Here is a 20,835-nt window from a genome sequence, read left to right on the forward strand (position 1 = left end):
CGTGCCTACGTCGACCAAGCGCCTGACCGCGGGCTTGCGCGGCGCCCTACGGGCTTGTTCCGCGCAAGGAACTCCCCCAAACCAAAGAGCTGGCGCCTCAGGCCACCTGGCAGCGATAAAGCCGCACCTTCAATCCACCGTGGGCCACGAATGCCCCCGGCGGGTCGAATGGCAGGTTACAAGCCTTGGCAAGCCCGGCCTCGCTGGTGACCAGACCGACGCGCCAGCCTGCGAACCGGTCGCGCAGCACACCGCCCAGCGCACCATAAAGCCCATAGAGCAGTTTCTTGTTGCCGATCCGGGCGCCATAGGGCGGGTTGACCATCACAAGCCCCGGCGCACCGTCAGGCGGGGTCAAATCGGCGAAGGACATCTGGGTGAAGCTGCACCATTCCGCCACCCCGGCGCGGTCCGCGTTCTCGCTTGCCATCCGCACGGCACCGGCATCGCGGTCAGAGCCATAGAAGCGTTGCGCCGGAATGCGTTGCGGCTCTGCCGCGCTCGCCCGCATCCGCGCCCAGACCTCGGCATCGAAACCCGCCAGCTCTTCGAAGGCAAAGCGGCGCGACCGTCCAGGGGCCATACCCGCAGCGATCTCCGCCGCCTCGATCACGAAGGTGCCGGAGCCGCACATCGGATCCACCACCGTCTCCCGCCCGGTATAGCCGCATTGGCGCAAAAACAGCGCCGCCATGGATTCGCGCAGCGGCGCTTTGCCCATCGCCTGCTTGTGGCCCCGCTTGTGCAAAGGCTCCCCGGTCGTGTCGATGCTGAAGGTGCAAAGGTTGTCTTCGATCCGGAGCATGACCCTGAGTGAGGCCTCTGCCGAGATCGTCGCGCCCAGCTCCTCGGCGATCGCCTTTTCCACCCGCTGGGTGGCGGCGCCGGCGTGATAGATCTTCGACGCCTTGCAGGTGGCCTCCACCCGCAGCGGCACATCGGCGCGCAGGAAATCGGCCCAGGGGAACTTGCGCGCCCGCTTGTCGAGCTGGGCCAGATGAAAGGCGCGGAATTCGCCGATCCGCACCACCACCCGCGTGGCGCCCCGCAACCAGAGGTTGGCGCGCCAGACCTCGGCCCAATCGCCCCGGCAGGTCACCCCGCCCGGGGTCAGCGCGGCGCCGGCAAAGCCCAGGCCCCGCACCTCGTCCAGAAGCGCAGGCTCCAGCCCCGGCAGGGCCACCAGAAAGATCTCGAAATCAACAGATTTATCCATCGCGCCTGATTACAGCGAAGCGGGCGCCACGGCGAGGGAGATTTTCACCCCCTCCCGGTTCCGGTTGCGGCAGACCTCAGGCCTGCCAGATCACCGTACCGTCGCAGATGGTCACGGCGGCATGGGCGCTGTCCACCTCTTCCGGCGCCAGGGCCTCGAGATCACGGTCCATCACCACGATGTCGGCCAGCATCCCGGGTTTCAGACTGCCCAGCCGGCCTTCGTCAAACCCCGCAAAAGCGCCGCCATGAGTATAATATTTAAGCGCCTGCTGCAGAGTGACGCTGTTATCCGGATGGTCTTCGCGCCAGGGCTTGCGGGTCATTGCCGCATGCACGCTGCGCATCGGGTCGATATCGGCCACCGGCCAATCCGAGGCGAAACAGATCGGCACCCCCAGATCGCGCAACGCCGCCACCGGAAAGGCATAGGGCCAGCGCGCCGCTCCCACCTTGGCAGTCCACGGGATCAGCGGGAAATCCATCGCCCCCGGCGGATGCGACGGCTGCATGGAATAGATCACCCCAAGCTCTTTCACCCGCGGGATATCATCCGGGTGAATCACCTCGATATGTTCTATCCGGTGGCGGGAATCGCGGGGGCCATTGGCCTTCTGCGCCGCCTCATAGACATCGAGCACCCTGCGCACCGCCCCATCGCCAATGGCATGGACCGAAATTTGCAGGCCGCGTCTGTCGGCCTCGATGCAGATGGCGTTGAACACTTCCGCCTGATGTAACGGCTCGCCCTTCCAACCGGGCTGATCGGCGTAATCCTCGACCATCACGGCAGTGCCGCTGTCGATGACCCCATCCATGAACATCTTCACCCGGCCCGAGCGCAGCCGGTCAGAATTGAACTCCACCGCCATCTGACTGGCGGTTTCCAGCGCCTCGGCGGTCATGCCCGGGGTCAGGTGAAAGGGCACTTCGATCCGGCTGATCAGCTGGCCCCGGTTTTCCAGTTCGCGCAGAAGCTTGAGCTGATAGAGATTGCCGTCCATGTTGTGCAGCGAGGTGAAGCCGAAGGAGGCGCAATAGGCCAACCCCCGACGCATGGTCTCAAGGTCTTCCTCCCATTGCTCGGGCGTGACCTCGACACCAGGTTCACTGCCGGTCATGCCCAGATTCTCACGCCCGCCGCTGTTGCGATGACGCATGACCAGCATATAGGCGTCGAATTCGCGCAGCTCGCCGGTGGCGGTGCCATCCTCGCCCATCACCACCTCGGTTCCGACAGCGGTTTCGGCACCCTGCAGGATGCCCGCTAACTCAAGCGCGGCGGTATTGGCCCAGGCGGTGTGGTGATCGCCGGCGATCAGGATCACCGGCCGATCCGCCATCGCCTGATCCAGCAACTGCCGGGTGGTCGAGATACCCGGGCCGAACAGGTTGTAATCGGCCCCCTTGCAGATCAGCAGCGACGCCTCCGGATTCTCGGCCGCATATCCGGCCAGCGCCTCGCGCAGCGCCTCCAGCCCGTGAACCTGCGCCAGTTGAAGCTGGCTGAGGCCAGCGGCCCCGGAAAAGATATGCAGGTGCGCCTCGGTCAGGCCGGGCAGGACGGTGGCCCCAGCGGCATCAATTCGCCGGGTCTCGGGACCGGCGAGGGCCGCGATCTCCGCACCGCTCCCGACGGCGAGGATTCGATTGCCATCGACCGCGATCGCCTCGGCCCGCGGATGATCAGGGTCCATCGTCAGCACCCTGGCGTTATCAATGATTAGGCTGGCAGTTGGCATCGATTGCCCTTCCCTGTTGCACCCGCCCCGCATCGGACACCCGTGCGAAGTCTGTATTTTTTCGCCCATTGCAGGCATAAATTGATCAAATGTTCAGAGCAGATCGTTGTCAAGCAGCCTACGTCGAAACCAGATAAAATCCCAATTTTCATATCGGCTTCTGCGACCATACGATTGCAAAAAAATCATATGATCAAAATTTGGCCAGCATCGGAAAAATCACCTGGCCAAAACCGGAAGCCGCAACAAGAGGCTTGTCAAACGCCTCTCACCCTGTAGCGTTTGATCAAAACCAGCGACGCGCAAAGTGATCGCATACCAACGGCTGACAGGGAAAAAACTATGCAGCATCAATCCCAGCCGATGCCCGACCCTGACAGCGACGATACCAACGTCGCTGTCAGGGTGGATCGCATCTCAAAGATTTTCCAAGGCAATGAGGACGAGGTTCGCGCGCTCGACGAGGTTTCCGTCTCGATCCGCCGGAACGAATTCTTCACGCTGCTCGGCCCCTCGGGCTGCGGCAAGACTACGCTTCTGCGGGTGATCGCCGGGTTCGAACCGCCGACCATGGGGGCGCTTTACCTCGGCGGGCGCGACATTTCCCGACTGCCGCCGAACCAGCGACCGGTGAACACGGTGTTCCAGAACTATGCCCTGTTCCCGCATATGAGCGTGGCCAATAACATCGCCTTCGGGCTGGAAATGCTGGGCAAGTCCAAGGGCGAAATCCAGACAACCGTCTATGACATGCTGAAACTGGTGCAGATGGAGCATCTGAAGGCGCGGCGGACTTCGGAAATCTCCGGCGGCCAGCAGCAGCGCGTGGCCCTGGCCCGTGCCCTGGCGCCGCAGCCCGAGGTTTTGCTGCTGGACGAACCGCTCAGCGCGCTCGACCTCAAGTTGCGCCGCGACATGCAGATCGAACTGAAGCGCCTGCAGCACGAAACCGGGATCACCTTCATCTTCGTGACCCACGATCAGGAAGAAGCGCTGACCATGTCCGACCGCATCGCGGTGATGAGCGCGGGGAAAATCCTCCAGGTCGGCACCCCGCGGGAGATTTACGAACGTCCCGCCGAACGCTTTGTCGCAAATTTCATCGGCGAATCGAACTTCCTCGATGCCGCGCTGTCGGGCGGCGCGGTCCGGCTGAAGGCCGGCGGCCCGGCTTTTGCCGCCACCCCGCCCAAGGGGGTCGCCGACGGAGAGGTCAGCATTCTGGTGCGCCCCGAACATGGCCGCGTGCGCATGGGCGCCGCCACCGAGGGCGAATTGCCCGCGACGATTTCGAACGTGGTCTATTCCGGCGAGGCGACCACGGTGCATCTGCGGTTGGCCACGGGCGAAACCTTCAAGGCCAAGATGTCCAACACGCCCGCCGAGGACGGCGGCAGCATGGTCCAGGGGGCCGAAGCCGCCCTGAGCATCGCCCCCGGTGCCGTCACCGTGCTGAAGGACTGATCCCATGGCACAGGCGCCCGACACCCCACTCGCCCCCGGTGCTCTGGAACACGAACTGGAGCAAGCCGATTCCCGCAGCCGCTGGCTGCTGTCGCTGCCGGCGATAGTGATCATCACCCTTTTTGCCACCGCACCGCTGCTGGTGATGGTGCTCTATTCCTTCCTCACCCCGGGCGACTACGGCAACGTCATCTGGAAATTCTCCACCGAGGGCTGGACCAACGTGCTGATGCAGCGCGATATCTTCGACGATACGCTGATCTGGGCCGATGCCCATCTGTCGATCTTCTGGCGGTCGGTCAAACTGTCGCTGATCACCACCCTGCTGACACTGATCTTCGGCCTGCCCACCGCCTGGTTCGTCGCCACCCGCCCAAAGGGCCAGCGCGAACTGTGGCTGTTCCTGGTCACGGTGCCGTTCTGGACCAACCTTCTGGTGCGCACCATCGCCATTCAGGAGCTGATCCGCGCCGAAGGCGTGATCAACAACGTACTGATCTTCCTGCATATCATCGACGAGCCGATCCAGATGATGTTCACCGATTTCGCCATCGGCTTCGGCATGACCTATGTTTATCTGCCGCTGATGGTGCTGCCGGTCTATGCCGCCGTCGAAAAGCTGGACTTCCGGTTGGTCGAGGCAGCGCATGACCTTTACGCCAGCCGCTGGACCGCCTTTCGCCGGATTATCCTGCCGATGATCAAACCCGGCATCATCGCCGGGTCGATCCTGGTCTTCATCCCCTGTCTCGGCGCCTATGTCACGCCGCGGGTGCTGGGGGGCGGCAAGAACCTGATGTTCGGCAACCTGATCGAGCTGCAGTTCGGCGCCGGGCGCAATTGGCCGCTGGGCGCCGCCCTGTCCTTCACCCTTATGGCGATCGTGATGGTGGCACTGGTCTATTACGTGCGCCTCACCTCGCGCGAGGAGAAAACCGATGTCTGACACCGTCCCTCCCCGCCACCCCGCACGCGGATATTCCGTACGCAGCCTGCCCGGGTTTTCGATCGTGGCGCTGTTCACCGTCGCCACGCTCTATGCGCCGATCCTGATCCTAGTAGCCTATTCCTTCAACTCCGGCACGTCGCTGGCGGTCTGGGAAGGGTTCTCGCTGCGCTGGTATGTGCAGGCCGCGCAGAACGGTGAGGTGATCGACGCCGCGATCCGCTCGCTTTACCTGGCGCTGACCGCCGCCGGCATCGCCACGGTCGCCGCGACCATGGCAGCGCTGGCCACCACACGGACCCGCCGCTTTCCCGGCAAGACGATGATCTATGCGCTGATCAACCAACCGCTGATGGTGCCCGAGATCGTCACCGCAGTGGCGCTGCTGATCGTCTTCGCCTGGATCAAGGTCGCCACCGGCTATACCAGCATGATCTATCTGATCGCCGCCCATACCGCCTTTTGCATCCCCTTCGCCTATCTGCCGATCCGTGCCCGATTGGAGACCATGGACAACACGCTGGAAACGGCGGCCCGCGATCTCTACGCACCGCCGATGAAGGTCTTCCTGCGGGTCACCCTGCCGCAGATCTGGCCGGGCATCATCGCCGGCATGATGCTGGCCTTCGTGATCTCGATGGATGACGTGGTGATCACCGAATTCGTCAAATCCGCCGGCCAGGACACCATCCCGACCTATATGCTGGGCCAGCTTCGCCGGGTGGTGACCCCCGAGGTCAATGCGATCTCGACCGTGATCCTCGCCGCCGGGGCGATCCTGGTATCGCTGTTCTTCTGGATCAGCCGCGAACGGCGCTGATAAAATGCCTTAATACCTTACCGGACATCCAAGAATCCGGCTCTACCGACTGAACCCAACAAGGAGACCTGAACCCATGAAACGTCTGTTTGCCGCAGCCTCTGTCCTGGCGATGGCAGCTGCCGCCGCTTCGGCGGAAGAGCTGAACCTCTATAACTGGGGCAATTACACCAACCCCGAACTGCTGGAGAAATTCGAGAAAGAGACCGGCATCAAGGTCATCGTTACTGATTTCGACAGCAATGACACCGCGCTCGCCAAGGTCAAGGCCGGCGGCCATGGTTATGATCTTGTGGTGCCTTCGGCCGGCTATGTGCCGATCTGGATCAAGGAGGGCCTGCTGGCCGAATCCCGCCCAGATCAGATGGAGAACTTCAAGAACATGGATCCGATGTGGGTCAACGTCGATTGGGATCCGGGCCGCCATTACACCGTGCCATGGCAATGGGGCACCACCGGCGTGGCGGTGAACACCAAATACTACGACGGCGATATCGACACCTCGGCCATCTTCCTCGACCCGCCGGAGGAACTGAAGGGCAAGATCAACGTGGTGCCCGAAATGGGCGACGTGATGGGCTTGGCGATAATGTATTACGGCGGCCAGCCCTGCACCAGCGACAAGGAGATCCTCAAGAAGGTCCACGCCGGGTTGATGGAAGCCAAGAAAAGCTGGCTCAGCATGGATTACGGCAATATCGAGAAATTCGCCAAGGAAGATCTCTGGGCCGGGGTGAACTGGAACGGCTCGACCTTCCGCATGCGGCTTGAGAACCCGGCGGTCCACTATGGCTATCCGAAAGAGGGCTATGTGGTCTGGATGGACTCGGTCGCGCTGCTGAAGGACGCCAAGAACCCCGAAGCCGGCAAGAAGTTCATGAACTTCATCATGGAGCCGGAAAATGCCGCGCTGATCTCGAAATTCGCCCGCTATGCCAATGGCATCAAGGGATCGGAGGAGTTCATGCCGGAAGACATGAAGACCGCGCGTGAGATCGTCATCCCCGAAGAGCTGAAATCGGCCGGCCGCTTCCTGCCGACCTGCCCGCCCGAGGTGCAAAAGCTCTACACCCGGATCTGGACCGACCTGCAGAAGTGACAACCAGGGGTAAGCCCGATCTGACAGGCCTCACCCCCTCCCTCCCCCGCATGCGGGGAGGGAGCACCATGACCACCGCACCTGGCGCCTGTTCATCCCATCCACCTCACCGCCCGCCCTCCTCCGCGCAAGGCCCTGACGATGAGCGATGATCTGATCTACATGACCGCAACCGAGGCCTTGAGGCGTTTCGCCGACAAGAGCCTGTCACCGCTGGAACTGCTCGACGCCCAGATCGCCCGGGCCGAGGCAATGCGCGATCCGGTCAATGCCTTTACCGATTGCTATTTCGACGAGGCGCGCAGGGCCGCTCACGCCGCAGCCGACCGCTGGTCCAGAGGCGCCCCGAAGGGCGCGCTCGACGGGCTGACGGTGGCGGCCAAGGATGAAAGCCACATCGCCGGAAAGCGAACCACCTATGGCTCCCTCATCACCCAGGACTTCGTGCCCGAGGAGACATCGGTCAACAACGAACGCATTCTGGCCGAAGGGGGCATCATCCACGCCCGCACCGCCACACCGGAATTCTCCTGCGGCGCGGTGACCTGGAGTCGGCTCTGGGGCGTCACCCGCAACCCCTGGAACCCCGCCTATACCCCCGGCGGATCATCCGGCGGATCGGCCGCGGCCCTGGCGGCGGGGATGACCACACTCGCCACCGGGTCGGATATCGGCGGGTCGATCCGCATCCCGTCGTCCTGCTGCGGGCTGGTGGGCTACAAGCCGCCCTATGGGCGCAATCCCGACGACGCCCCCTTCAATCTGGATTTCTACTGCCATACCGGCCCGCTGGCGCGCAGCGTGTCGGACACGATCCTGCTGCAGAACGTGATGTGCGGCCCCACCCCCCGCGATATCGCCACGCTTTATCCCAAGCTGGTGCTGCCAGCGGAGTATCCCGACCTCAAGGGCTGGCGCATCGCGCTGTCGATGGATCTGGGCAGCTATACGGTGACAGAGGAGGTTCAGGCCAACACCCGCGCTGCCGCCCAGGTATTCCGCGATCTGGGCGCCACGGTCGATGAGATCGACATCGGCTGGGGCGATGAGGTTCAGCGCGCCTGCTGGGCGCACCTGTCGCATGTTCTGGGTGGATCGCTCGCCGGGCTGTTGGCCGAACATGGCGATCAGATGACCGCCTATTGCCGCGATTTCGCGACCCAATCGCACGACAGCACCGTGGCGCAATTCGTCGAGGCGCTGGAGATCGCCAATGCCGCCTATGCCCGGCTCGGGCCCCTGCTGGAAGATTACAACGTGCTGATCTGCCCCACCACCGCCGTACCCGCGGTGCCGGCCGATTACGACCAGAGCGGGCTTGAGATCGACGGCACCCCGGTGCGCCCGGAACTGGGCTGGGTTCTGACCACGCCCTTCAACATGCTCAGCCGCTGCCCGGTGTTGCAGGTGCCCACCGGCTTTGGTGCAAGCGGTGTGCCGACGGGGATGCAGATCGTCGGCCCCACCTATCGCGACGCCACCGTGTTCCAGGCCGCCATGGCCTTCGAACGCGCGGTGGGCGGCTGGTACGGCAGCAGCGCGGCCCGCCCGGCGCTGTGACGCGCGGGCCGCGAGGGGGGCGACCTGTCAGCCGCGCGCCTTCTTCAGTTCCAGCCGTCGGCGGTGCAGCACCGGCTCGGTATAGCCCGAAGGCTGCACCCGCCCCTTGAAGACCAGATCGCAGGCGGCCTGGAAGGCGATGCCATCGCAGCCCGGCGCCATCGGCGTATAGGCCGGATCGCCTGCATTCTGCCGGTCAACCACGGCGGCCATCTTGCGCATCGCCGCCATCACCTGATCCTCGTCGATCACCCCGTGATAGAGCCAATTGGCCAGCGCCTGGCTGGAGATCCGACAGGTGGCGCGATCCTCCATCAACCCGACATCATGGATATCGGGCACCTTGGAGCAGCCCACCCCCTGATCGACCCAGCGCACCACATAGCCCAGGATACCCTGCGCGTTGTTCTCGATCTCGCGGGTGATCTCTTCATCACTCAGGTTGCGGCCCTCCATCACCGGGATGGTCAACAAATCGGCAAGCGTGCCGCGCGGGCCACCCCGGGCGATCTCATCCTGGCGGGCGAAGACATCGACCTGGTGATAATGCGTCGCGTGCAGCGTGGCGGCCGTGGGCGACGGCACCCAGGCGCAATTGGCACCCGCCTGCGGGTGGCCGATCTTGGCCGCCAGCATGTCGGCCATCTTGTCGGGCATCGCCCACATGCCCTTGCCGATCTGCGCCTTGCCCTGCAACCCGCAAGCCAGGCCGATATCGACATTGCGATCCTCGTAAGAGGCGATCCAGGGGGTTGATTTCATCTCGCCCTTGGGCAGCATCGGGCCGGCCTCCATCGAGGTATGGATTTCGTCCCCCGTGCGGTCCAGGAAACCGGTGTTGATGAAAGCCACCCGCGATTTCGCCGCCCGGATGCAGGCCTTGAGGTTGACGCTGGTGCGGCGTTCCTCGTCCATGATGCCCAGCTTCACCGTATTGCGCGGCAGGCCGAGAATATCCTCGACCATATCGAATATCTCGACCGCGAAGGCAACTTCCGCCGGACCGTGCATCTTCGGTTTCACGATATAGACCGACCCATGCACCGAATTGCCCGAAGGCTTTTGCAGATCGTGCATGGCGATCATCACGGTGCAAAGCGCGTCCAGAAACCCTTCCGGGATCTCGCCGCCCTCGGCGTCCAGAATGGCCGGGTTGGTCATCAGATGGCCAACGTTGCGCACCAGCATCAGCGACCGGCCCTTGAGCACGATGGGCATGCCGTTGGGCGCCACGAATTCCACGTCCTGCGCCAGCACCCGGTCAAAGGTCTTGCCGCCCTTGGTGACGCTTTCCTTCAGATCCCCCCTCATCAGGCCCAGCCAGTTGGAATAGGCCAGCACCTTGTCCTCGGCATCCACCGCAGCGACACTGTCCTCGCAATCCATGATGGTGGAAACCGCTGCCTCCAGGATCACGTCGCTGATCCCCGCCGGATCGTCACGGCCCACCGGCGTCTCGGGGTCGATCACGACCCGGATGTGCAACCCGTTGCAGGAGAACAGATATTCAGTCCGATCCGCCGACCGCCCGGAATATTGTGCAGGTTTGGCAAGCCGCAGCTCTTCCGCATCGGTCGACAGGAGCACCCCGGCCTGATCCTGGTCGAGACCGGTCACATCCGCCCAGCTTCCGCCCTTCAGCGGCAGTGCCTTATCCAGATGCGCCTTGGCCCATGCGATCACCCGCGCGCCGCGTGCACTGTCGTAACCGCCGCCCGCCGGCAGATCGCCCAACGCGTCAGTGCCATAGAGCGCATCATAGAGCGAGCCCCAGCGCGCATTCGCCGCGTTCAGTGCAAAGCGCGCATTGGTGATCGGCACCACCAATTGCGGCCCGGGGATCGTGGCGATCTCGGGATCGACACCTTTGGTGTCGATGGCAAAATCCTCTCCTTCGGGCAGCAGATAGCCGATCTCGTGCAGAAAGGCCTCATAGGCCGCGGCATCATGCGGCTGGCCGCGCCGGGCCATGTGCCAGGCGTCGATCTTGCCCTGGATCCCCTCGCGAATCGCCAGAAATTCCCGGTTCTTCGGGCCGAGCTCCGTCACCATCCGCGCCAGACCGTCCCAGAAGGCGACGGGCTCCACCCCAGTCTCGGGCAGCGCCTGCGCCTCGATGAAAGCGGCCAGTTGCTCCGCCACCTGCAGCCCGCTGCGCTCCACTCTCTCCACCATTCGTCGTGTCTCCTACTGAAACGGGGGGTTGTTCACTGTCTAGGGCAGAAGTTTCCTATCGGCAACAAATCTGGTCAGGCGATTTGACCGGTTTCCCGAAAAGCAGTTTCAAACCGAACCGGGAAAACCCGGGCGGGCTTTTCACGACCATCGGGTGACTTGCGGCAGACCGGGCCACGGCCTAACGTCTGCCACAAGCAAGCAAGAGGGAATGCCATGCGCGACGCCGCCCCGGAAACCGTTTATCTCAAGGATTACAAACCCTTCGGCTATGTGGTCGACTCGGTGCACCTGACTTTCGATCTGGCTCCGAATGCCACCCGGGTGACCTCTCGCATCGCGTTCAGCCCCAATCCCGAGGCCGAGGATCGGACATTCTTCCTTTTTGGCGAAAAGCTGAAGCTGATCCGGGCCACCATCGACGGCAAGGATATCACCCCCGAGATCACCCCGGAGGGGCTGACCGCCGCCGCCCCCGATGCGCCCTTTATCTGGGAGGCCGAGGTCGAGATCGACCCGGCAGGCAACACAGCGCTCGAAGGGCTTTATATGTCGAATGGCATGTATTGCACCCAATGCGAGGCCGAGGGGTTCCGCAAGATCACCTATTACCCCGACCGACCTGACGTGATGTCGGTCTTTACCGTGCGGATCAACGGCGATCTGCCGGTGCTGCTGTCGAACGGCAACCCCACCGGACAGGGCGAAGGTTGGGCCGAATGGCACGATCCCTGGCCCAAGCCCTCGTATCTCTTCGCATTGGTCGCGGGCGATCTGGTGGCGACCGAAGACAGCTTTCCCACCATCTCCGGCCAGGAGGTGGCGCTGAAGCTCTGGGTCCGGCCCGGCGACGAACATAAGACCGCCTTCGGCATGGAGGCGCTGAAGAAGTCGATGAAATGGGACGAGGACAGCTATGGCCGCGAATATGACCTCAAGGTCTTCAACATCGTGGCGGTGGACGATTTCAACATGGGCGCGATGGAGAACAAGGGGCTGAACATCTTCAACTCCTCCTGCGTGCTGGCCTCTCCCGACACCTCGACCGACATGAATTTCGAACGGATCGAGGCGATCATCGCGCATGAGTATTTCCACAACTGGACCGGTGACAGGATCACCTGCCGCGACTGGTTCCAGCTCTGCCTGAAAGAGGGGCTGACAGTCTTCCGCGACAGCCAGTTCACCGCCGACATGCGCTCTGCCCCGGTCAAGCGCATCCATGACGTGATCGACCTGCGGACCCGCCAGTTCCCTGAGGACAACGGCCCGCTGTCGCACCCGGTGCGCCCGGAAAGCTTTCAGGAGATCAACAACTTCTACACCGCCACCGTCTATGAGAAGGGCGCCGAGGTGATCGGCATGCTCAAGCGCCTGGTGGGAGATGCCGCCTATGCCGAGGCGCTGGATCTGTATTTCGCGCGCCATGACGGCCAGGCCTGCACCATCGAGGATTGGCTGAAGGTCTTCGAAGACGTCACCGGGCGCGACCTGACCCAGTTCAAGCGCTGGTATTCGCAATCGGGCACCCCGCGCGTCAAGGTGACCGAAGATTGGGCCGATGGCACCTATACGCTCAGCTTCGAACAAACCACCCTGCCCACCCCCGGCCAGCCCGAGAAGCTGCCGCAGGTGCTGCCGATCGCCGTCGGGTTGATCGGCCCCAATGGCGACGAGCTCTTGGAAACCACCGTGCTGGAGATGACCGAAGCCAAGCAGAGTTTCAGCTTCGACGGGCTGCCGGCGCGCCCCGTCCCCTCGATCCTGCGCGGCTTCTCCGCCCCGGTGATCCTCGAACGGGAAAGCACCAATAGCGAACGCGCCTTCCTGCTGGCGCATGACACCGATCCCTTCAACCGGTGGGAGGCCGGCCGCGCCCTGGCACAGGACACGCTGCTGAAGATGGCGACCGGCACCACCGATCCGGATGCCGATTACCTCGACGGTCTGCGCGCGCTGATGCGCGACGAGACGCTCGATCCGGCCTATCGCGCCCTGATGCTCGGCCTGCCCGGTCAGGCGGAGCTGGCGGGGCTGCTGGCCGATCGCGGCGTCACCCCCGATCCGATGGCGATCTGGCAGGCGGTGGAGCATCTGCGCGACGCCCAAGCCCAAGCGCTGGGGCCACTGCTGGAGGAACTTTACGAGGCCAATCAGGTCACCGATCCCTATCAGCCCGACGCCGAACAATCCGGCAAACGGGCGCTGGCCGGTGCCCTGCTGCGGCTGATCACCCGGCGCGACGGCGGTGCCCGTGCATCGGCGCTCTACGCGGCGGCCGACAACATGACCCTGACGCTCACCGCGCTCTCCTGCCTGCTGCAGGCCGGTCAAGGCGGGGCCGAGCTTGCCGCCTTCTATGACAAATGGAAGGATGATCGGCTGGTGATCGACAAGTGGTTCATGCTGCAGATCGCAGAGGCCGCGCCGGAGCGCGCGGTATCGGTGGCGCAGGCACTGACCGAACATCCCGATTTCAACTGGAGGAACCCCAACCGCTTCCGCGCCGTCTTCGGTGCGCTTTCGGCCAATCACGCGGGCTTCCACGATGCGACTGGCGCCGGCTATCAGCTGCTAGCCGACTGGCTGATCCGGCTCGACCCGCTGAACCCGCAGACCACGGCGCGGATGTGCACCGCCTTCCAGACCTGGAAACGCTATGACCCCGCGCGTCAGGCCAAGATCGCGGTGGAGCTGGACCGGATCGCCACCACCCCCGATCTCTCCCGCGATACCTCGGAGATGATCAGCCGCATCCGCGGGGCCTGAGCCATGTCGCGCCCGACCCTGCTGATCACCGGCGCCAGCGCCGGTATCGGTGCCGCCACTGCCCGGCTGGCGGCAGAGCGCGGTTATGATCTGGCGCTGAACTACCGCGCCGACCGCGAGGGGGTCGAGGCGGTGGCCGCCAACGTCCGCGCCACCGGGGCGCGGGCGCTGATCCTGCAGGCCGATCTGTCGGACCCCGAGGCGATCGAGACGATGTTCGCCCGGCTGGACCGCGACTTCGGCCAGCTTGACGCCTTGGTGAACAATGCCGGCATCAACGAACCCATCGCCCAGGTGGTGGAGATGGACCATGCCCGGCTGCGCCGTACCTTCGACATCAACGTGATCGCCCCCTTCCTGGTGGCGAAACAGGCGGTGCTGAGGATGCAGGCTCAGGGCGACGGCGGCGTGATCGTCAATGTCTCCTCCGCCGCAGCGCGGCTGGGGTCGGCCAACACCTTCGTCGATTACGCTGCCTCCAAGGCCGCCATCGACATCTTCACCAAGGGGCTGGCCGAAGAGGTGGCGCGCGACGACATCCGCGTCAACGCGGTTCGCCCGGGGCTGATCGACACCGGCATTCACGCCAAGGCCGGCGATCCCGAACGGCCCGAACGGCTGATAGGAGGGGTCCCCATGGGCCGCACCGGATCGGCCGAAGAGGTGGCCGAGGCGATCCTCTATCTGCTGTCAGACCGCGCGTCCTATGTCACCGGAACGACGCTCGATGTCTCCGGCGGGCGCTGAGGCAACAGGCTCTGAAGCCCGCTTCCGCTTTCAGCAACAGGCGCGCTCAGCCCGGCTGATCATCCTGCTGGCGGCGATCTATCTGGTGCTGATCGCCGCCTATCTGTTTCTCGATGCGCTCTGGTGGCTGCTGGCCCTGCTGGCACTGCCCACCCTGCCGGCGCTTTCGGATCTGATCCGAAACCCCGATGCCGGGCTGGAGATCGACGCCACCACCTTCCGCTGGTGGAGCGGCAGACATCGGCGCGAGGTTCCCCTGTCCGAGATCGACCATATCCGCATGGACACCCGCTGGGATTTCTCGGTCCGGGTGCGGCTGATGCTCCGATCGGGCCGCTACCTCCAACTCCCGCATGAGTCGCTGCCCCACCACCGTGGGCTTGAGCAAGGGCTCATCGCGCGCGATCTGCGGGTGGAGCGGCACCACTTTACCGTTTTTTAACCGGCGGTTATCCGCCGTCGCCCCGGCACAAGCGTAAACAATCCACCCGGGCCCCCGGGTTTTCAGCGATGTCGGCCCCACCCCGTCAACAATGCCGTCCAAATACCGCAAATGCTGGCCGGAAAGACCTCAGCCTTGCCCCATTTGCGCCCCAATGAGACATCAGGTTCACATCTATTCCGAAGACTTGCTGCCCGGATCGAAGATGTTCAGTACCCCCCGCCGCGTCCTTGGCGCGCTACCGTCCAAGCTGCTCAGCCAGACCATGGCCCGCCTCCACCCATCGCCCCCGTCACCGGCCGCGCCCGTTCCCGAGGCGCTGCTTGACGTCCCGGTCTGCGACGTCTCCCCCGAGGACGAGGCCGCGCGCGAGGCCCGGGCCCAGGGTCTGTTCCTGGCCCGTCAGGACCGCTGGGCCGACCTTTCCCGCGCGCTTGCCGCCGCCGACACCAGCCGGGCGCTGACCCCCGGCGGCACGCCGCTGACGGATCACCTGTCCTATGGCGCGCGCTCGGATGTGGTGCTGGCCGCAGAAGAGGCGCTGGCCGATGGTCGTGGACGTTGCAAGACAGATCGCGCCCTACTGGACGGCATCATGGCGCTGGAAGCGATGCGGCAGGACCATCGCCACGATCCCTATATCAACCTGGTGCTGGCGCAGGCGCATATCGACCTCGGCTGGGCCTGGCGCGGCGCCGGTGACCCGCAGGCATTGCCAAAGCTCAGCCGGCACCGCTGCGCCGCCCATTTCGATCGCGCGGCGCATCTGCTGGACCCGTTCACCGAAGAGTCCCGGACCAGCCCGGCGCTGGCCGCGGCGCGCTGCGCCCTGCTGGCCGCCCGCCACGGCCGAACCGGAGATATCGCCGATGCCTATGCCGCGCTGATCGACCTCGCCCCCGGCAACGCCCGGCCCTTCCGCGCCCTGGGGCTGCATCTGCTGCCCAGCCGCGCCGGCTCCTATGCCGAGCTGGAGCTTGAGGCCCGCCGTACCGCCGCCCGGACACACCCCACATGGGGCGCCGGCGGCTATGCCTGGGTCTGTTTCGACGCCGTGGTGCAGGACCCCCAGGCCCTGGCCCAGGTGGATGTCGAATTCTTTATCGATGGGCTGAAGGATATCGTCGCGCGGCACCCTGATCAGGCAATGATCAACATGCTGGCCGCCTATTGCGCGATCACCTTGCGGCGCCAGCCGGGCGCCGCCGCTACCCGTGACCGGATTGCCGGCTGCGCCTCCTGGCTGATCCGCGACCACCTGACCGAATTGCATCCGCTGATCTGGGCCCATGCCGCCGAAGGCTTTGACAACAACGCCCACGTCAGCTCGACCCGTCGCTTTGCCGCGCGCGGCCGCGCCGACGGGCTGCGTGCCATCGCCGACCAATTTCGCGACGATCTTGACCACGGGTTACGCATCACCTTCACCCCCGAGGGCCCGGTGGTCGCCCGCAGCGCCTGATCGGGGGCCTCTGCCCCTTGCTCCGCCCCGCGCTCTGCCCTAGAACGCAGACCGGTATTCTGCGGAGACGAGGCCCATGCTGGATCTGACATTCGAAGCCCCCAAGCCCAAGGTGATCGCCGGGGCGAAATACGATTGGGAACTGGTGATCGGGATGGAAATCCACGCCCAGGTCAGCTCCAGGTCGAAACTCTTCTCCGGCGCGTCCACCGAATTCGGGGCAGAGCCGAACTCGAACGTTTCCTTCGTCGACGCGGCGATGCCCGGCATGCTGCCGGTGATCAATGAATTCTGTGTCGAACAGGCGGTGCGCACCGGGCTGGGCCTGAAGGCCGACATCAACCTGATGAGCGCGTTTGACCGCAAGAATTATTTCTATCCCGACCTGCCGCAGGGCTATCAGATCAGCCAGCTCTATCACCCCATCGTCGGCGAAGGCGAAGTCATCGTCGAGATGTCGCCCGGCGTGGCGCGCAAGGTCCGGATCGAACGCATTCACCTGGAACAGGACGCTGGCAAGTCGATCCACGACATGGATCCGAACATGTCCTTCGTCGACCTCAACCGTACCGGCGTGGCGCTGATGGAAATCGTCAGCCGCCCCGATATCCGCGGGCCGGAGGAAGCTGCGGCCTATGTCGGCAAGCTGCGTCAGATCCTGCGCTATCTCGGCACCTGCGACGGCAACATGCAGAACGGCAACCTGCGCGCCGACGTCAACGTTTCGATCTGCCGGCCCGGCGATTATGAACGGTATCAGGAGACCCAGGATTTCAGCCACCTCGGCACCCGCTGCGAGATCAAGAACATGAACTCCATGCGGTTCATCCAGGCGGCGATCGAATACGAGGCCCGGCGCCAGATCAAGATCCTCGAAGAGGGTGGCGAGGTCGATCAGGAAACCCGGCTCTACGATCCGGACAAGAACGAGACCCGCTCGATGCGGTCGAAGGAAGAGGCGCATGATTACCGCTACTTCCCCGATCCCGATCTGCTGCCGCTGGAAATCGAACAAGCCTGGGTCGACGACATCAAGGCGACGCTTCCCGAACTGCCCGATGCGCGCAAGGCCCGTTACATGGCCGATTTCGGCCTGACCGATTACGACGCCTCGGTGCTGACCGCCGAGGTCGAGACCGCCGCCTATTTCGAAGCCGTGGCCGAGGGCCGTGATGGCAAGATCGCCGCAAACTGGGTCATCAACGAGCTGTTCGGTCGGTTGAAGAAGGACGATCACGATCTGGCCACCAGCCCGGTCAGCCCGGCGCAATTGGGCGGCATCGTCGACCTGATCACCAAGGGCGACATCTCGGGCAAGATCGCCAAGGATCTGTTCGAGATCGTCTATACCGAAGGTGGTGATCCGGCCGAGATCGTCGAGGCACGCGGCATGAAGCAGGTCACCGACACCGGCGCCATCGAGGCCGCGGTGGATGAAGTGATCGCCGCCAACCCGGCGCAGGTGGAAAAGGCGAAAGCCAACCCGAAGCTGGCCGGCTGGTTCGTCGGCCAGGTGATGAAGGCCACCGGCGGCAAGGCCAACCCGAAGGCGGTGAACGATATCGTTCTGACAAAACTGGGGCTGTAAACCGCCCCCTCACTTTGGACAGTGAAACCCCAAGCCCCGGCCCTGCGCCGGGGCTTTTTCATTGGAAGCCCCCCCGCCCGAACGCTGAGGCGCACGGTATCATGGGGGCTCGGCCCCCCGGTTTCAGACAGGGCACCCGGGGACACAGCCCCAGGCTCAGGCCCGCCAGAACCGCAGCGTCAGAACGGTATAGACCACCATCAGCTCAAGCCGGCCCACCAGCATGGCAATAGACAAAATCCACTTGGCCGGATCGTTCAGCCCGGCGAAATTTCCCGCCGGCCCGATCTTGTCGCCAAGGCCCGGCCCGATATTGGCCAGCGCCGTCGCCGCCCCCGAGATCGAAGTGGTCATGTCGAGCCCCGTCATCGCCAGCCCCCAGGCGAACACCCCCAGCGAGACCACGAAGAACATGAAGAAGGAAATCACCGAATTCAGCACATCCGCGCTCACCAGCCGGCCCTGAAAGCGCGGGGCGAACATTCCGTGCGGCTGGCGAATGCGGCGGATCTGCACCGCGATGGAGGAAAACAGGATCTGATACCGGAAGATCTTGACCGAACAGGCGGTCGAGCCGGCGCAGCCCCCGATCAGCCCGATGAAGAAGAACAGCATCACCAGGAAACTGCCCCAGGTCATGTAATCGACGCTGGCGTATCCGGTGCCCGAGATGATCGAGGTGATATTGAAAAGCGCCTCGCGAAAGGCCTGTTCCCAATGGTGCGGGAAGATCGAGGTCAGCACCAAGGTGGTGATCAGCACCAACACGCCGATGGTAGCAAGGAAGGTCCAGACCTGACTATCGCGGAACAGCGGCTTGGCATCGCCGTTCAGCAGTTGAACGTAGCGCACGAAGGGCAGCGCAGCGAGAATCATGAACAGTGAGGCGACATATTCCGCTGGCCCGGAAAACTGCGCGAAAGAGCTGTCGTAATTGGCGAAACCACCGGTGGAACAGGTCGTCAGCGCATGTGAAAGCGCATCGAAGAAGGACATGCCCAGCCCCAGATAGGCCAGCATGCAGACCACCGTCAGCCCGATGTAGATGGTCGAAATCTGGCCGGCGATTGCGGTGGCTCGCGGCAGGATCTTGCCCATGGTGTCAAAGGCTTCGGACTGGAAGATCTGCATGCCGCCGACCTTCAGTTCCGGCAGGAAGACCATCGCCACCACGATGATCCCGATGCCGCCCAGCCATTGCAGGATCGCCCGCCACAGCAAAATCCCCTTGGGCAGACTTTCGAGCCCGGTGATCACCGTCGAGCCGGTAGTCGTCATTCCGGACATCGCCTCGAAAAACGCATCGACAAAGCGCAGCTCGGTCTCTCCCAGCATGAAGGGGATCGCCCCGAAGAGCGGCAGCGCCACCCAGACGCCGGTTGCCAGCAGAAAGGTCTGTTGGATCGTCAGCCCCTCGCCGACGCCGTTCATGCAACTCAGCGCAAGCGCGCCACCGGCCAGAACGGTCAACAGCGCGCTTTGAAAAAACACGTGCCATTCGCCACGCCCTTCGGCGAAATCGGCGATCATCGGAAGGCTCATCGTGGCGCCCAGAATGGTCACCAACAGGCCTATGACATATCCAACGGGGCGCAGGTCAAACATGAGGCGCAGCGTTGGCGGCAGTGGACAGAAGTGTCAAGTGCCGCCCGTCCCACGGCAAAGCGGGAGGCGCCCCCCAGCCGAATTACTCGTCGGTCTCGCCGGGCATCACCGGAGGTTTCGCCGGCGTGCGGGCGCGCGGACGCCGGGCCGGTGCTGCCGGCTTGGCCTCAGCAGGCTTGGTTGCCGCAGCCTTCGGTGCTGCCGGTTTCGATGCCGCGGCCCGGGCTCGCGTGGTCCGCGCGGCAGGCTTTGCCGCCGGGGCCCGGCGCGGCACCGGCTTGGCCGACGCCGCCACGTCGGCGGGCTTGACCGCTGGCGGTTCACTGGCCGGTTCACTGGCTGCCTCAGTGGCCGGTTTGGCCGCAACCGCTTCAGCTGCCTTGGCCGGGGCGGGGTTTGCCGATGCAGTTTTCGCGGGCGCGGGCTTGGCTGCTGCGGGGGCTGGTGCGGTTACCGCCGGCGCCGGGGCCTCGGCAGCGGTCGCCACCACCTCCGCTGCCTCAACCTTGGGCGTTACCTTGGGCGCGGGCTTGGCAGCCGCGCGCGGCGCCAGTTTTGCCGGAACCTCCATCACCGGTTCGGCCTCGCGTGTTGCGACGGGGAACCTGGCAACGAAGCCGAAGGCACTGACCGGAAGCTCGGGCATGTCCGGAGTCATGGCAGCGACGGATTCGAACATCCGGGCCTGAATCTCGGGAATTTGCAGGGCCGAACGGGTCATGCTTTGCATCAGTTTCAACTGGGTACTGATCGCATAGCCCGCCATCCGGCAGGCGGCCGCGTGAACCTGAAGCGGAATGGGTTTCGAAGTCATTGTGCTGTCGCTCCGTTATGGGATTGCAGATCGTCCTTTGGAGTGAAGACCGCGATGCCCAGCACCATCGGTCCCCGCCGCACCAGCCGTTCGCGGTTCTCCCGCGCGCGCGCTGAGATCGGCCCGACCACCGCCAACATCACCCGGTCGGGGCCATGCCCCTCGCAGGCAGTCAACACGCCGGCCAACAGGCCTGCGGTGAATGCAGGCGCCTTTTCCAGGATCATGTCGTGGGATTCCTCCGGCGGCACCGACCAGATGCCGGACAGTCCCAGCAGGCGCAACCCGACGACGCATTGCGCATCTTCGGCAAGCACTGCAACCCGCCACCAAAGGCGAGACATCTCATTGGCACAATCAAAGGCGGACAACATCACGATGACCTCC

The 20,835-nt window shown here is 64.2% G+C and carries 16 protein-coding genes; 10 read left to right on the forward strand and 6 right to left on the reverse strand.

Features of this window, described 5'->3' with window-relative positions; genetic code table 11:
• Positions 1-97: 97 nt before the first annotated feature.
• The gene (locus tag G455_RS0110420; protein ID WP_028093650.1) at positions 98-1,216 is read right to left on the reverse strand and encodes a THUMP domain-containing class I SAM-dependent RNA methyltransferase; all 1,119 of its coding nucleotides are present in this window, start codon (positions 1,214-1,216) and stop codon (positions 98-100) included.
• A gap of 76 nt (positions 1,217-1,292) precedes the next feature.
• Positions 1,293-2,957 (reverse strand): amidohydrolase, encoded by a 1,665-nt coding sequence (locus tag G455_RS0110425; protein WP_028093651.1) that lies wholly within the window; start codon positions 2,955-2,957, stop codon positions 1,293-1,295.
• Between the two features lie 363 nt (positions 2,958-3,320).
• On the opposite strand from G455_RS0110425, the gene G455_RS0110430 reads away from it, so the two are divergent.
• The 5 genes from G455_RS0110430 to G455_RS0110450 all read left to right on the forward strand — a co-directional run bounded on the left by G455_RS0110430 (position 3,321) and on the right by G455_RS0110450 (position 8,846).
• A complete protein-coding gene (locus tag G455_RS0110430) occupies positions 3,321-4,421 on the forward strand; it encodes an ABC transporter ATP-binding protein (RefSeq protein ID WP_028093652.1) in 1,101 nt (366 codons plus the stop codon).
• A gap of 4 nt (positions 4,422-4,425) precedes the next feature.
• A complete protein-coding gene (locus tag G455_RS0110435) occupies positions 4,426-5,367 on the forward strand; it encodes an ABC transporter permease (RefSeq protein ID WP_051312371.1) in 942 nt (313 codons plus the stop codon).
• Positions 5,360-6,187, forward strand: a complete 828-nt coding sequence (locus tag G455_RS0110440; protein ID WP_028093654.1) for an ABC transporter permease — start codon at positions 5,360-5,362, stop codon at positions 6,185-6,187. The genes G455_RS0110435 and G455_RS0110440 overlap by 8 nt, the downstream gene beginning before the upstream one ends.
• 76 nt (positions 6,188-6,263) lie before the next feature.
• A complete protein-coding gene (locus G455_RS0110445) occupies positions 6,264-7,286 on the forward strand; it encodes an ABC transporter substrate-binding protein (RefSeq protein WP_028093655.1) in 1,023 nt (340 codons plus the stop codon).
• A gap of 141 nt (positions 7,287-7,427) precedes the next feature.
• Positions 7,428-8,846: an amidase gene (locus G455_RS0110450; protein WP_028093656.1), complete on the forward strand. Its 1,419-nt coding sequence runs from the start codon at positions 7,428-7,430 to the stop codon at positions 8,844-8,846.
• Between the two features lie 27 nt (positions 8,847-8,873).
• Here the strand turns inward: G455_RS0110450 and G455_RS0110455 are convergent, their stop codons facing one another.
• Positions 8,874-11,021, reverse strand: coding sequence for a malate synthase G (locus tag G455_RS0110455; protein WP_028093657.1), 2,148 nt, complete (start codon positions 11,019-11,021; stop codon positions 8,874-8,876).
• A 216-nt stretch (positions 11,022-11,237) separates the two neighbouring features.
• Here G455_RS0110455 and pepN point away from each other — a divergent pair, with 216 nt between their 5' ends.
• The 5 genes from pepN to gatB all read left to right on the forward strand — a co-directional run bounded on the left by pepN (position 11,238) and on the right by gatB (position 18,029).
• The gene (pepN, locus tag G455_RS0110460) at positions 11,238-13,790 is read left to right on the forward strand and encodes an aminopeptidase N (RefSeq protein WP_028093658.1); all 2,553 of its coding nucleotides are present in this window, start codon (positions 11,238-11,240) and stop codon (positions 13,788-13,790) included.
• A 3-nt stretch (positions 13,791-13,793) separates the two neighbouring features.
• Positions 13,794-14,537 (forward strand): glucose 1-dehydrogenase, encoded by a 744-nt coding sequence (locus G455_RS0110465; RefSeq protein WP_028093659.1) that lies wholly within the window; start codon positions 13,794-13,796, stop codon positions 14,535-14,537.
• The gene (locus G455_RS23810) at positions 14,518-14,979 is read left to right on the forward strand and encodes a hypothetical protein (protein ID WP_035366589.1); all 462 of its coding nucleotides are present in this window, start codon (positions 14,518-14,520) and stop codon (positions 14,977-14,979) included. The genes G455_RS0110465 and G455_RS23810 overlap by 20 nt, the downstream gene beginning before the upstream one ends.
• Positions 14,980-15,184: 205 nt before the next feature.
• Positions 15,185-16,441: a hypothetical protein gene (locus G455_RS0110475; RefSeq protein ID WP_028093660.1), complete on the forward strand. Its 1,257-nt coding sequence runs from the start codon at positions 15,185-15,187 to the stop codon at positions 16,439-16,441.
• Positions 16,442-16,517: 76 nt separating this feature from the next.
• A complete protein-coding gene (gene gatB, locus G455_RS0110480) occupies positions 16,518-18,029 on the forward strand; it encodes an Asp-tRNA(Asn)/Glu-tRNA(Gln) amidotransferase subunit GatB (RefSeq protein ID WP_028093661.1) in 1,512 nt (503 codons plus the stop codon).
• Between the two features lie 156 nt (positions 18,030-18,185).
• Here gatB and G455_RS0110485 read toward each other — a convergent pair whose 3' ends face one another.
• From G455_RS0110485 to G455_RS23820, 3 genes are all read right to left on the reverse strand, one after another.
• Positions 18,186-19,634 (reverse strand): TrkH family potassium uptake protein, encoded by a 1,449-nt coding sequence (locus G455_RS0110485; protein WP_028093662.1) that lies wholly within the window; start codon positions 19,632-19,634, stop codon positions 18,186-18,188.
• Positions 19,635-19,716: 82 nt separating this feature from the next.
• On the reverse strand, positions 19,717-20,448 hold the full coding sequence (locus G455_RS23815) for a hypothetical protein (protein WP_051312373.1): 732 nt from the start codon (positions 20,446-20,448) through the stop codon (positions 19,717-19,719).
• A complete protein-coding gene (locus G455_RS23820) occupies positions 20,445-20,822 on the reverse strand; it encodes a hypothetical protein (RefSeq protein WP_051312375.1) in 378 nt (125 codons plus the stop codon). Before G455_RS23820 ends, G455_RS23815 begins: the two co-directional genes overlap by 4 nt.
• Positions 20,823-20,835: the final 13 nt, after the last annotated feature.

Origin of the sequence: Pseudodonghicola xiamenensis DSM 18339 (assembly GCF_000429365.1) — a bacterium.
In the GTDB taxonomy this organism is placed as follows: domain Bacteria; phylum Pseudomonadota; class Alphaproteobacteria; order Rhodobacterales; family Rhodobacteraceae; genus Pseudodonghicola; species Pseudodonghicola xiamenensis.

Coding starts and splice junctions, on each gene's coding strand:
- G455_RS0110420 (WP_028093650.1), bottom strand. CDS start 1,216: ATGGATAAATCTGTTGATTTCGAGATCTTTCTGGTGGCCCTGCCGGGG.
- G455_RS0110425 (WP_028093651.1), bottom strand. CDS start 2,957: ATGCCAACTGCCAGCCTAATCATTGATAACGCCAGGGTGCTGACGATG.
- G455_RS0110430 (WP_028093652.1), top strand. CDS start 3,321: ATGCCCGACCCTGACAGCGACGATACCAACGTCGCTGTCAGGGTGGAT.
- G455_RS0110435 (WP_051312371.1), top strand. CDS start 4,426: ATGGCACAGGCGCCCGACACCCCACTCGCCCCCGGTGCTCTGGAACAC.
- G455_RS0110440 (WP_028093654.1), top strand. CDS start 5,360: ATGTCTGACACCGTCCCTCCCCGCCACCCCGCACGCGGATATTCCGTA.
- G455_RS0110445 (WP_028093655.1), top strand. CDS start 6,264: ATGAAACGTCTGTTTGCCGCAGCCTCTGTCCTGGCGATGGCAGCTGCC.
- G455_RS0110450 (WP_028093656.1), top strand. CDS start 7,428: ATGAGCGATGATCTGATCTACATGACCGCAACCGAGGCCTTGAGGCGT.
- G455_RS0110455 (WP_028093657.1), bottom strand. CDS start 11,021: ATGGTGGAGAGAGTGGAGCGCAGCGGGCTGCAGGTGGCGGAGCAACTG.
- pepN (WP_028093658.1), top strand. CDS start 11,238: ATGCGCGACGCCGCCCCGGAAACCGTTTATCTCAAGGATTACAAACCC.
- G455_RS0110465 (WP_028093659.1), top strand. CDS start 13,794: ATGTCGCGCCCGACCCTGCTGATCACCGGCGCCAGCGCCGGTATCGGT.
- G455_RS23810 (WP_035366589.1), top strand. CDS start 14,518: ATGTCTCCGGCGGGCGCTGAGGCAACAGGCTCTGAAGCCCGCTTCCGC.
- G455_RS0110475 (WP_028093660.1), top strand. CDS start 15,185: ATGTTCAGTACCCCCCGCCGCGTCCTTGGCGCGCTACCGTCCAAGCTG.
- gatB (WP_028093661.1), top strand. CDS start 16,518: ATGCTGGATCTGACATTCGAAGCCCCCAAGCCCAAGGTGATCGCCGGG.
- G455_RS0110485 (WP_028093662.1), bottom strand. CDS start 19,634: ATGTTTGACCTGCGCCCCGTTGGATATGTCATAGGCCTGTTGGTGACC.
- G455_RS23815 (WP_051312373.1), bottom strand. CDS start 20,448: ATGACTTCGAAACCCATTCCGCTTCAGGTTCACGCGGCCGCCTGCCGG.
- G455_RS23820 (WP_051312375.1), bottom strand. CDS start 20,822: ATGTTGTCCGCCTTTGATTGTGCCAATGAGATGTCTCGCCTTTGGTGG.